This window comes from Arthrobacter sp. E3 (assembly GCF_017353415.1).
Classification (GTDB): Bacteria; Actinomycetota; Actinomycetes; order Actinomycetales; family Micrococcaceae; genus Specibacter.
In genome coordinates this window covers 17324-29198 of record NZ_JAFMPX010000041.1, presented here as the reverse complement: position 1 = coordinate 29198, position 11875 = coordinate 17324, and the positions used below count along the sequence as shown (strand labels likewise).

General features: G+C 61.7%; 9 protein-coding genes and 1 tRNA gene. 4 read left to right on the top strand and 6 right to left on the bottom strand.

Annotated features, from left to right (window positions below; all coding sequences use genetic code 11):
- The first annotated feature begins 177 nt into the window (after positions 1-177).
- Together JMA46_RS14510 and JMA46_RS14505 are read left to right on the top strand one after the other, a co-directional pair.
- On the top strand, positions 178-2070 hold the full coding sequence (locus JMA46_RS14510; protein ID WP_207346058.1) for an alpha-amylase family glycosyl hydrolase: 1893 nt from the start codon (positions 178-180) through the stop codon (positions 2068-2070).
- A gap of 41 nt (positions 2071-2111) precedes the next feature.
- The gene (locus JMA46_RS14505) at positions 2112-3503 is read left to right on the top strand and encodes an FAD-linked oxidase C-terminal domain-containing protein (protein WP_207346057.1); all 1392 of its coding nucleotides are present in this window, start codon (positions 2112-2114) and stop codon (positions 3501-3503) included.
- Positions 3504-3614: 111 nt separating this feature from the next.
- Here the strand turns inward: JMA46_RS14505 and JMA46_RS14500 are convergent, their stop codons facing one another.
- The 4 genes from JMA46_RS14500 to JMA46_RS14485 form a co-directional block, all read right to left on the bottom strand.
- Positions 3615-4985, bottom strand: coding sequence for a DUF4032 domain-containing protein (locus tag JMA46_RS14500; protein ID WP_207346056.1), 1371 nt, complete (start codon positions 4983-4985; stop codon positions 3615-3617).
- Positions 4986-5219: 234 nt separating this feature from the next.
- Complete coding sequence (gene ugpC, locus JMA46_RS14495; RefSeq protein WP_207346055.1) at positions 5220-6317, bottom strand: sn-glycerol-3-phosphate ABC transporter ATP-binding protein UgpC; 1098 nt, start codon at positions 6315-6317, stop codon at positions 5220-5222.
- 175 nt (positions 6318-6492) lie between these two features.
- Positions 6493-7284, bottom strand: coding sequence for a trehalose-phosphatase (gene otsB / locus JMA46_RS14490; protein WP_207346054.1), 792 nt, complete (start codon positions 7282-7284; stop codon positions 6493-6495).
- On the bottom strand, positions 7281-8732 hold the full coding sequence (locus JMA46_RS14485) for a trehalose-6-phosphate synthase (protein WP_348770181.1): 1452 nt from the start codon (positions 8730-8732) through the stop codon (positions 7281-7283). The genes otsB and JMA46_RS14485 overlap by 4 nt, the downstream gene beginning before the upstream one ends.
- A gap of 184 nt (positions 8733-8916) precedes the next feature.
- Between JMA46_RS14485 and JMA46_RS14480 the strand changes: the two genes are divergently transcribed.
- Positions 8917-9819, top strand: a complete 903-nt coding sequence (locus JMA46_RS14480) for a thioredoxin domain-containing protein (protein ID WP_207346052.1) — start codon at positions 8917-8919, stop codon at positions 9817-9819.
- 145 nt (positions 9820-9964) lie between these two features.
- Positions 9965-10038: transfer RNA gene (locus tag JMA46_RS14475), tRNA-Thr, on the top strand.
- Between the two features lie 80 nt (positions 10039-10118).
- Here JMA46_RS14475 and JMA46_RS14470 read toward each other — a convergent pair.
- Both JMA46_RS14470 and JMA46_RS14465 read right to left on the bottom strand, forming a co-directional pair.
- Positions 10119-11420: a site-specific integrase gene (locus JMA46_RS14470; protein WP_207346051.1), complete on the bottom strand. Its 1302-nt coding sequence runs from the start codon at positions 11418-11420 to the stop codon at positions 10119-10121.
- Positions 11421-11443: 23 nt separating this feature from the next.
- Entirely contained in the window at positions 11444-11659 is a 216-nt protein-coding gene (locus JMA46_RS14465) for a helix-turn-helix domain-containing protein (RefSeq protein ID WP_207346050.1), read from the bottom strand.
- Positions 11660-11875: the final 216 nt, after the last annotated feature.

The window sequence follows — 11875 nt, the reverse complement described above, 5'->3', positions numbered from 1 at the left end:
CAAAAGTTCAAGCGGTGGACACAGTCTTTACGGCGTCCTAAAAGCCCTCCAGGAAATCATCATCGGCATGCTCGACCGCTGTCCCGCCTGCCAACGGCCACCCCCAACCTAACAAAGTACTACTAGGAGTTGTCGATATAGGGTGGGCGCTGTACCGGCTATTGGGAAGAGTAACCAGTGAACTTATTGACACCGCACCACGACGGTTCCGCACTCTATGTGCAGGGAAGTGGCACCTTAGGGGAACGCTGCACGTTGCGGATACGTGTGCCGCAACAGTGGGGGAGCGCGGCGCGGATTTGGGTGCGCAGCGTCCAGGACGGCGAGCCCAGGTATGACGCGGCGCGACACATCGATAGCGTTGACGGCTGGGTGTGGTGGGAAGCCAGCATGCTCGCCATGAATCCTGTGGCACGCTACAGGTTCGTTATTGAGGTGGCAGGCGTTGGTGATGAAGGTGCCAGCTATTGGCACTTGAACAACGAGGGCCTCTTCGACAGGGACACCTCCGACTACAACGACTTCAGGGTCACCACGGCGAACGATGCCCCAGCGTGGACCCGCGACGCCGTCATGTATCAAGTGTTCCCAGACAGGTTTGCGAAGTCGGCCAAGGCTGCGAGCCGTCCGGTTCCAGGGTGGGCTGTCGCCTGCACTTGGGAGACTCCAGTTGACGGTGTCTGGCCGGATGCTGCCCGGCAATTCTATGGTGGAGACTTGGACGGGGTCACCGAAAAACTGGATGAGCTGGCAGTGCTCGGCGTGGACATCGTGTACCTGACGCCTTTCTTCCCGGGCCGTTCCAATCACCGCTACGACGCCTCAACCTTCCATGCGGTGGATCCGCTGCTCGGCGGGGATCAGGCCCTGATCGACCTGGTCCAGGCAGCGCACGCCCGCGGCATGAAGGTGATGGGTGACCTCACCTCCAATCACACGGGTGATGCCCACGAGTGGTTCATCCGAGGCCAGGCTGACCCGGATTCGGTGGAGGCCGGCTTCTTCTACTTCAACGAGGACCACAGCGAGTATGAGAGCTGGTGGGGCGTGAAGTCGCTCCCCAAGCTCAACTGGGCTTCTGCGGCGCTTCGTGAAGCCTTCGTCACGGGCGAGGACTCCGTCGTAGCGCATTGGCTTAAGCCACCCTTCAACTTGGACGGTTGGCGGATCGACGTCGGCAATATGACGGGCCGCCTCGGCGCAGTGGAACTCAACCACGAAGTTGCCGCTCTCATCCAGGCACGGATTCTGGAAATCAACCCCGAGGCACTGCTGCTGGGTGAGGAAACCTCCGACGCCGGTGCCGACGTGGACGGTTTCGGCTGGCAGGGTGCCATGACGTATTCCAACTTCACCCGCCCCATGTGGCAGTGGCTGGCTGACCCTGCAGCGCGCGTGGACTTTTTTGGCACCCCGCTGCCGGGCCCCAACAAGGTGAGTGCCGACGTCGTGCTTGCCACCCATAGGGACCTCTCGAGCGCTTTCAGCTGGCCCGTGCGCAACGCCACGATGAACGCGCTGAACACCCATGACACGGCGCGGGTGGGAAGCCTCATGATTCCCGGCGGGCCGATTGTGGCGGCGGCGATGTCCATGCTGCTGCCGGGGATTCCCGTGATCTTCGCCGGCGACGAGTTCGGATTGCTGGGCGACAGGGGAGAGTCGTCGCGCACGCCCATGCCCTGGGGCGACCCCGAACGCATCGTCACGGATCTGCGCCCCGCCTATGCGGCCCTGACGAGGTTGCGCCATGGGAGCCCGGCCGTGTCTCATGGTGGCATGCGCTGGTTGATGGCCGACGGCGATGTGCTGGCTTTTGTGCGCGAGTCGCCGCAGGAGTCGCTGCTCGTTATCGCAGTGCGGGCCTCCGTCGACGGGCTTGATCTTGGCTCATGGGGCTTGGGGGATACGTCCGGGCTGCTCGATGATCAGGTCTTTGCCACGGGCGATGTCAGCGTGGGAGAAGGCGTGAGCTTGTCCGGGCCCGGCGCCTATGTGTGGCGTCTGCCTGGGTTGAGCGTGCCGGGCGGTTTAGCACCATCGATGGAACGTGTTCTCGTCCTAGACTGAAGGCGAACATACCGGAACTGACGGGGAGGCGCCGCACGATTATGGCACAACATGGGATTCATCTTCACGAGGGGTTCGCTGCCGCGGTGCTCCAGTCTCTGCGGGGGGACCAGCTCAGTGTGGCGGCCGCCGATTTGCAGACTTTTGCCATCGATCAAGGTCCCGTGACGGATTATCAGCAACCCGTGGCTGTTGTGTGGGCTGCGAGCGTTGCCGACGTGCAGGCGGTGGTTAGGGCTGCCGCTGAGTACAACGTGCCGTTGGTGACCCGAGGGGCGGGAACCGGGGTCTCCGGTGGCGCCCACGCCACGGCCGGTTCGGTGGTGTTGAATCTGACACGGATGAACAAGATTCTGGAAATCAACGCGGAGGATGAGATCGCCAGGGTTGAAGCGGGTGTCATCAACGGCGATCTCAATCAGGCGGTGTCCGAGTTGGGGCTGATGTTCGCGCCGGACCCTGCCAGCTACAAGATCTCCACCATTGGCGGGAACATTGCCACCAACGCAGGCGGACTACGATGTGCCAAGTACGGGGTCACCCGCGACGCAGTCCTTGCCCTCGACGTGGTTCTGGCCGACGGATCGCTGATCCATACCGGACACAGGACGTTCAAAGGTGTGGCCGGTTATGACCTGACAAGTTTGCTTGTCGGCTCCGAGGGGACTCTGGGCATCGTGGTGGGTGCGACGGTGCGCTTGAAATACCTTCCCACCATTGTGCGCACACTGGCCGTATTCTTCCCCGATGTCCAGTCCGCTGCTGCCGGCGTCTTGGCGCTCGGCACGGCTCGTGTGCAACCCTGCATCCTGGAGCTGCTGGATGGGCAGTCCCTGAAGGAGCTGGACTTCCGTAATGGCAGCAACCTCGCCAGCAGGGGCACCGCACTGCTTTTGATCCAGTTCGACGGGCTGGCCGCGTTGCAGGAAGAGGACTTGGCGGTCGCAGCGCTGGAGGAACTCGGTGGCAGGGCCAGTCGGGAGGATCCGGCAGAGGCGCAACGGCTGGTTGACCTGCGGCGCAACAACCGCGGTTTGGACGTCGACGCGGTGAACAGAGTAGGGGAAGACGTGGCCGTGCCGCGTTCCCAGTTGGTCCACTACATCACGGCATTGGAAGAAATGGCCCGGCGCCATGGCGTGGATTTGCAGGTGATCGCCCACGCCGGAGACGGCAACCTCCACCCGACCTTCTCGGTGCCGGACTTGGACGCACTGAGCATCGCAGCGCTGAACGCCGCCCTTGATGAATCCATTGACAAGGCACTGGAGCTCGGTGGCACCATCACTGGTGAACACGGCATTGGCCAGTACAAGCTTCGGTGGCTGCCGCTTGAACAAAGCGAGCACGTGCTCGGGATCCAGCGCAGCATCAAGACACTCCTGGACCCGCAAGGCATCCTGAACCCCGGCAAGGCCATCCCTGACGCCTGAAGCTGACTGGCGGCCGGGTTGATGCTGCAGGAGGGTCGGTAGGAAGACCCCGGAACGTGCTGGAGCGTCGGTAGGAAGACCCCGGAACGTGCAGGAGCGTCGGTGGTGGGGTTAGTCTTCGTACGTGTCGGCGTCTGGGAGGACTCCTGCGTCGAGCATCTTCATGGTTTCGGTGTCGGTGCTGAGCATAATGGCGTCCTCGTCGCGGCGGAAGCGCAGGATGTTGTCCACGTAGGACTGCACCGCTTCAGCCAAGGGGACGTTGCGCTCCTGTTCTTCTGAAATAAACCAGCGGTGCTCCAGAACCTCGTGGACCACCTCCGCCGGTTCCAGCTTTCCGCCGAGCTCACGCGGGATGGCCCGCACAATGGGCTCGAAGATGGTGCTGACCCAGTTGTGGGCGCTGATTTCCTCATCCATGTCCGTGCCGGAGTCGACGCGGAATGAATCCATGTCGTTGAGCAGCCGGCGGGCCTGGTTCTCCTGGGCGTCCAAGCCAGTGAGGCGTAACAGGCGGCGCTGGTGATGACCGGCGTCGACCACTTTGGGCTGGAGCTGGATGGTGGAGCCATCGGGGGTGGTCTTGATGGCGTATTCCTCCACGTCGAACCCCAGGTCGTTCAGGCGGCGGATGCGGGCGCCGACGCGCCAGCGGTCCTCCAGCTCGAACGATTCCTTTTCGGTCAGCTCTGCCCATAGTCGGCGGTAGCTTTCCATGATGAGCTCGCTCGTGGCGACCGGGTCCACCTTTTCTTCAATGAGTCCACCTTCAAGAAGGTCCATGAGTTCCCCGGCGATGTTGACGCGGGCAATCTCGAGGTCGTACTCACGCTGGCCGGTGGACAAGTCCGGGTACAGTTCTCCGGTCTCCGCGTCCACCAGGTAAGCGGCAAAGGAGCCTGCGTCGCGACGGAAGAGGGTGTTGGACAAGGAGACATCGCCCCAATAGAAGCCCACCAGGTGCAAGCGGACCAGCAGCAGGGCCTGGGCGTCGATGAGCCGGGTCAGGGTCTCACGGCGCAGCTTCTGCGAAAACAGGGCGCGGTACGGCAGCGAAAACTTCAGGTGCCGGGTGACCAGCACAGGGTTGAGTGGCGCACCAGTGGGGGTGGTGCGGCCCGTGATGACCGCGACCGGCTCCACACACGGCACATCGAGGCGGGCCAGCTTGCGCAGCATGTGATATTCGTGCCGCGCCACGTGCTCGGAGGTCTCCTTGATGGCAATGACGGAGCCGTCGAGGTGGGCGAAGCGGACCACGTGGCGGGAGATGCCGCGGGGCAATGCAGCCAAGTTTGCGGCCGGCCATTCCTCCAGCGTGATGTGCCAGGGGAGGTCCAGCAGGCCGGGGTCGGCGCTGGCCGCCGTGATGTTCAGTGAGCCCATGACCTGGGCCGGAGGGGCGCTTTGCCGCGGCAGCTTGCCGATCTGCTCGAAGTCGGTGGGCTCATGGTTCCACTTTGCGCCTGGTTGCTCAGTCATGGACCAATTCTCTCTCAAAAGGGGTTGGTGGCTTAAACGCCGAGACGCGGCTGCCGGCTGGAAAGTTCTCCAACAGGCAACCGCGCCTCAAAGTGCAATGTGGGCCCGATTGTTGGGCCCACGCGCCCGGGGGACCCAAGGTGAAAACGCGCCAGCGGTCCACTCGGTGGGCCCACGCTTGCCACGTTACGGAGAAAATCGCCTTGGCGATTTTCTCCGTCGGGCAAGTGGGGACTAGACCGTGACGCTCTTGTCGCCCAGGCGCAGGCCTGAAGTGGCATCGAAGAGGTGCACGTGGTTGGTGGACGGGCGGACGTGGATGGTGTCGCCCTTCATCGGTGGGCGGCGGCCGTCGACACGGACAACCATGTCGCGCTCGTTGCCGTCGATGATGGCGTGGCCGTAGACGTAGGCATCGGCACCGAGTTCTTCGACGACGTCGGCCTCGACTGCAAGGCCTTCGCCGGCGCCGACGATCTCGAGGTCTTCGGGACGGACACCAACGGTGACGGTCTTGCCTGCGGCTTCACCCAACACGGCGCTGGGCACCGGGTAGATGGAGCCACCGAACTTCACGCCGCCGTCGACAACGGGCAGTTCCAGCAGATTCATGGCCGGTGAGCCGATGAAGCCGGCAACGAACACGTTCTGCGGGGCATCGTAAAGGTTGCGCGGGGTGTCGCACTGCATGAGCAGGCCGTCCTTGAGCACGGCGACGCGGTCACCCATGGTCATGGCCTCAACCTGGTCGTGCGTCACGTAAACGGTGGTGACGCCCAGGCGGCGGGTCAGGGAAGCGATCTGTGTACGGGTCTGGACACGCAGCTTGGCGTCCAAGTTGGAAAGCGGCTCATCCATGAGGAACACCTGCGGGTTACGCACAATGGCGCGACCCATGGCAACACGCTGACGCTGACCGCCGGAGAGTGCCTTCGGCTTGCGGTCCAGGTACGCCTCGAGGTCAAGCAGCTTGGCGGCTTCCTTGACGCGCGTGGCGCGCTCTTCCTTGGAAACACCGGCGATCTTCAGGGCGAAGCCCATGTTGTCCGCAACGGACATGTGCGGGTATAGCGCGTAGTTCTGGAAGACCATGGCGATGTCGCGGTCCTTCGGCGGAACATCGGTGACGTCTCGGTCACCAATGAGGATGCGTCCGGCGTTGACGTCTTCCAGACCGGCGAGCATGCGCAGCGACGTGGACTTTCCGCAACCGGACGGGCCGACGAATACGAGGAATTCGCCATCGGCGATTTCGATGCTGAGCTTGTCAACGGCGGGCTTCGTGGTGCCCGGGTAGATCCTCGTTGCATTGTCAAAAGTTACTGTAGCCACAGTGATATATCCCTTCATCGGCAGGTACGTGCCGAACGATCCTCAAGTGAATGGTTTGTTAATTCGCACCAGGCCGCACACATCTTAAACAGCAGGCGGTCTGATTTATGAAGTATGACACATTTTGTCCATGATTGGGGTCACCTTGTGATCTTCCGCACAGACATTATGGAGTTCATTGCAAATTCAGTTCGGTGCGGGCTTCCACGAGCAGTTCCAGAATCCCCGGGAGCTCGGTTTCGTGCTGGATGCGGTACTGGGCAGTAGTGCTTCCGGGCCCTACCTTGATGCCGAGATCCCCGGGTAGAAGAGCGGAAAATGCGTGCTCGTCCGTGACGTCATCGCCGGCGAAGAACGTGGCCGTGGCGCCACTGAATTCCCGCAGGGCGGTCAGGCTTTGGCCTTTGTCGGCCTTGAGCATTGAAATCTCCAGCACTCTTTTGCCCGTGCTGATGTGGAACTCGGGTTTGCCGGCAAGGGCCTTGTTGACATGCTCGACGGCGGCGCTCCCGTCCGCGTCGCTGGCAAGCCTGTAGTGGAGGACCACTCCCGCCGGTTTTTGCTCGGCGACCGTCCCTGGGAATTGGTTGATCGCTTGGGCTACGCAGTCCCTGGCGTGTTCCAGTGCAGACCGCTGTTCGGCAGTGAGCTCCAGCACGGGGGAATCGGGGCCCCAATACGTTTCCGCTCCGTGGCTGCCGACCAACAGCGTCGGTGTCGGGGGAGTGGCGACCGCCCGCAGACTGTCCAATGCGCGCCCGGAGACGAGGGCCGTCGTCGTACTTTGCAAGTTAGCCAGGGCGGCAAGGGCCGCTGCTGAGCGAGGGAGGGGGCGGGCGTCCTCGGCGCGGCTGACGATCGGGGCCATGGTGCCGTCGAAGTCCAGAGCCACCAAAAGGTGAGGCGTCCGGGCCAGCTGGATCACGGCGGCGCGCAGTTCGGCGGACATTTCCACAGTCTGGGTCATACCGGCACGGCCTCCGTCTCGAGGGTGGAGAGGAATTCCCGGCTCCAGCGCTGGACGTCGTGGCTGAGGATCTGCCGGCGCATGGTGCGCATGCGGCGTGCGGCCTCAACGGGGGAGAGGTTCACGGCGCGCAGGATGGCAGATTTGAGCCCGTCGATGTCGTGCGGGTTGACGAGGATGGCGGACTTGAGCTGGTCGGCGGCGCCGGTGAATTCGCTCAGGACCAAGGCGCCGGTGTTGTCTCCGCGGGCTGCCACATACTCCTTGGCGACGAGGTTCATGCCGTCGCGCAGGGCCGTGACAAGCATGACGTCGGCGGCCAGGTACAGCGCCACCATTTCCTCCACAGGGTAGCTGTGGTGAAGATAGCGCACGGCCGTGTTTTGGATGGTGTCGTACTGGCCGTTGATCCGGCCCACCATGCCTTCGACTTCGTCGCGCAGCTGTTTGTAGGTTTCCACGTTTTCGCGGCTGGGGCTGGCGACCTGGATCATGGACGCATCCGCCACGGTCAGCACGCCGTCGTTGAGCAATTCGCCGTACGCCTTCAGTCGGTGGGTGATGCCCTTGGTGTAGTCGAGCCGGTCCACGCCCAGGAGGATGGTTTTGGGGTTGCCGAGTTCCTGGCGGATTTGCCGTGAACGGGCAATGACGTCCTTGCTGGCCGCCAACTCCTGGATCTGCGCCACGTCGATGGAGATGGGGAAAGCGGCGGCGCGGGCAATATGGACCACTTTCCCGTCGCCGTCCTTCACCTGAATTTGGGCGGACTTCACACCGGCCCCGACAAAGCGGCGGGCCGAGCGCAGGAAGTTGGCCGCGTCACTGGCACGTTGGAAACCGATCAAGTCAGCGTCGAGCAGGCCTTCGATGATGTTCTGGCGCCACGGCAGCTGGGCAAAGATTTCCTGCGGCGGAAACGGGATGTGGTTGAAGAAGCCGATGCGCAGGTCAGGGCGCAGCTGGCGAAGGTAGCGGGGCACCAACTGCAGCTGGTAGTCCTGCACCCACACCGTGGCGTTCAGTGCGGCGGCGCCGGCGGCGGCTTGGGCGAAACGCTTGTTGACTGTGCGGTAGGCGTCCCACCACGTCCGGTGAAACTCGGGCGGGGCAATGACGTCGTGGTAGAGCGGCCACAGGGTGGAGTTGGAGAAACCCTCGTAATACAGCTCAACTTCTTCCGCTGACAGCGGCACAGGAATGAGGTCCATGTTGTCGTGGTGAAACGGTTCCAGAACCTCGTCCGGCGCTCCGTGCCAACCCACCCAGGCACCTTCATGCGCTGCCATGACGGGAGCCAGCGCGGTGACGAGGCCGCCGGGGGAACGCCGCCATCCGCCGTCGGAATTATCTGTAGAATCCCGGTCCACCGGCAACCTGTTTGACACCACCACGAAATCCGAATGGCCGTGGTGGCGGGCCGCTTTACTGTTCTCTTCTTCAGGCACGTGGAACTCCCATAGCTCGTTCTCCAGTTTGTGCCAGCTTAGCCTGCGGGGCATATACCGGGCAGTAGTCCAAGTATTGGGACGGGGCGTGCGGCGTCGAGCGTTCTTCAAGCTTTCTCCCCTAGGATGATCAAGAACGTGCCGTTTTCACGGCCCTTTTTCATGCCCGAAGACTTGAGGAAATATGAGCTCCAAAAACGATCCGCGTTTGACCAATGCACAGCGAACTGCGCAGGCCCGTGAAAAGGCAAAGGGTATTCGCGACGCCCAGCTGAAGAAGGAAAAGCGCAACAGCTGGCTGATTCGCGGCGGTGTTTTGGTGGCGGCGCTGGTTGTTATTGCCATCATTGCGCTGATAGTCATCAACACGAACAAGGCCAACGAGCCGGTGGCCCAAACGGGTCCGGTTCCCGCTAACGCGAACGTTTACGGTGGCGTCACCCTGGGCAAGGACAACGTGGTGATCCCGCCTGTTACTCCGGCGACGTCCGTTGACGTGAGCTCGGTGGTCATGCCCACCGCACCGCCCACGTCGGTGGCCAAGCCTGCGGCAATCGGGGCGGAAGCTTCAGCGTCCGGCAAGCCGGCTCAAGTGGTGGTCTACCTGGACTTCATGTGCCCGGCCTGCAACGGGTTCGAGCAGAACTACGGCCCGCAGTTGGATCAGCTGCGCAATGAGGAAAAGGTGACGGTGGAGTACCGCCCGCTGCCGTTCCTTGACCGTTTCTCCTCAGGAACCAATTACTCCTCACGGTCGGCAGCAGCGGCAGCCTGTGTAGTGGATAAGTCCCCGGACAAGTACAAGGCATTCGTCGATTCCCTGTACGCCAACCAGCCGCCGGAAAACAGCAAGGGCCTGGACAACGCCACGCTGCAGAAGTTCGCCACTGAGGCCGGTGCTGCGGACATCAGCAGCTGCGTCAGCGAGAAGACCTACCGCCCGTACGTTGCGTACGGCGGAGCGCTGGCCGGAGCGGCCGGCGTCAACGCCACACCCACCGTGTTCGTGGACGGACAGCAGTGGATGCCGGAGAAGGTCAACAAGTTCAGTGACTTCCTGACCACGGTGCTGGCTGCCAAGAAGTAGGGTTTTGCGGCCGGTTTGGGGACCGGCCGGTGGCTGGTTCGCTGGCTGGTGAAACCGGCTTCCCGGCGCGTATTTGCGCGTCGGGGAGCCGGTTTTCTTTTTATCCGACGCTTACGGTAGCCTTGTCTAGCGCTTGATTGCGTCTGCCTCCTTAGCTCAGCTGGCCAGAGCACCGCTCTTGTAAAGCGGGGGTCGTCGGTTCGAATCCGACAGGGGGCCCAGAAAGCCCGGAATCACGGGGATTTTGGTTGTAGGAATGGCCCCGAAAGGGGCCATTTTCAACTTAACTCATACTTAACTCATACTTTTGGGTCATCCTTTTCATCATTTTCTGTCTTGTCCTCCTCGTCTGGTAGAGCTTGTTCAGGCTCTGGTTCCGCCGCTGTTGGAGACCCTTCAGCCTCCGCTGGGTAAGTTTGTCCAGCTTTGCCCTTCGGTTTGAAGGCGTCCACGACAGACCTGGTGTCGAGCGCCTCGCGAAGCTCCTCAATGTAATGCTCCTGGGTCATGGAGACCTTGGAGTGGCCGGCCTGGTAGGCGGCAGCCTCTGGACCCAAGGCTCTGGCAATGAGGGTGGCGTTGGCCTTTCTGAAGGTTTTCAGTGTCACCCAGTCATATCCCAGTGAGTCGGCAACCTTGCGCAACAGCTTGCCAATGTTGTTGGAGTCGCAAACCGTGCCGGTTGACGAGGGAAATACCAGGTTTAGAGGATTTGGTGCCCCAGATTCCATTTGAAGGTGCTTGCGCTCCCGGAGCTGTTCCACTAGGAACTCTGGAACGGTTACATGGCGTATGCCGTGCTGGGATTTGGGGTGGTCTTGGATGCGAACTCCGCCAGTGCTGGTTCGTATGACCGTGGCATTGATAAAAACTGTGGGTGGTTCGGCATCTAAGACAATGTCATCCCACGTGAGAGCGAAGAGCTCCCCTGGCCGTGCCCCGGTCGCGATGAGGCAATCGGCAATTTCGTGCAATTCCTGGGTGCGTGGTCGACCAAGGGCGGGCGCGGTTTCCCACGCGATGAGCTTGTCCCTTAGATCCTGGTACTGCGCGGCATCCAGGGCCTGCGGTTTGGTTGTCTTGTTCCTCGGAATCGAGACGCCGATGACAGGGTTGACTGTGATTGCATCGTGGCGGAGTGCTACTTTGAACATCCATGACATGACCGCGCCGCAGCTCCTGGCCGTTGACGGGCCGACGTCTTCAACAATCTTGCGGATGACGTTATCGATGACGCCGGATGTGGCCTCGCTAACGCGGACTTCTCCAATGGCGGGTGCGATGTACTTTTTGATGCAGTATTCGTACTTGTCTTTGGTGCGGTCCGCCCTGTCTGACGACTGCATTTCAACGAGAAACACCTCGATGAGCTGGTTGATCTTACTTCTCGGGTTCACCAGCCCGTATCGCGGTGTTTTACGGTCGGCAAACTTTTGCAGCAGATTTCGGCGAGCCGATGCGGCCGAGGTGCCCCTTGCCTCGACTATCCGTACCTTGCCGTCCATGTCGCGGTATTTGGCGCGTGCGTTCCACGCGCCACACGTGCTTCGGCTGACTTTGATTTGTCCCCAAGTGCCAAGTGGCAGTGGTTCCCTGGCCATTTCCGGTTCTTTTTCGCGCGCTGTTACGGATCGGAACGGAGCTCGAGCCAGGACTCGAAGTCGGCACGGCTGACCCGCAGGTGCTTGCCGATCCGGTATGCATGAGGTCCAACGCCCCGCGACCTCCACTGGTAGAAGGTCTGCAGAGGAATCTGCAGCTCGTGGCAGATCTCGGAGGGCGAGAGCCACTCCAAAACGGTCTCCGGCGTTGTAATGACCGGAAGTTCCTGCTTGTTCATGATGTCCTCCATGAGTTGTGGCTACTTACACCTACTTCATGGTGGTCAATCCGATTTACTACATGACCGCAGGCCGAACGGCGGAAATATGCGGGGCTGCATTGCGGTGTCGGCACCGTTGGTGGACAGGACTCGGCCAGAAAGGGGCGTATTAGCGGAACAACGACCGCAGTCATTATGCGCAACAACTTGAAACTGAAACATCGATACTTGGTG

Bases quoted from the DNA above. Each gene is read 5' to 3' on its own strand.
- JMA46_RS14470 (WP_207346051.1), bottom strand. From the start codon at position 11,420: ATGGCCAGGGAACCACTGCCACTTGGCACTTGGGGACAAATCAAAGTC.
- JMA46_RS14480 (WP_207346052.1), top strand. From the start codon at position 8,917: ATGAGCTCCAAAAACGATCCGCGTTTGACCAATGCACAGCGAACTGCG.
- JMA46_RS14465 (WP_207346050.1), bottom strand. From the start codon at position 11,659: ATGAACAAGCAGGAACTTCCGGTCATTACAACGCCGGAGACCGTTTTG.
- otsB (WP_207346054.1), bottom strand. From the start codon at position 7,284: ATGACCCAGACTGTGGAAATGTCCGCCGAACTGCGCGCCGCCGTGATC.
- JMA46_RS14500 (WP_207346056.1), bottom strand. From the start codon at position 4,985: ATGACTGAGCAACCAGGCGCAAAGTGGAACCATGAGCCCACCGACTTC.
- JMA46_RS14505 (WP_207346057.1), top strand. From the start codon at position 2,112: ATGGCACAACATGGGATTCATCTTCACGAGGGGTTCGCTGCCGCGGTG.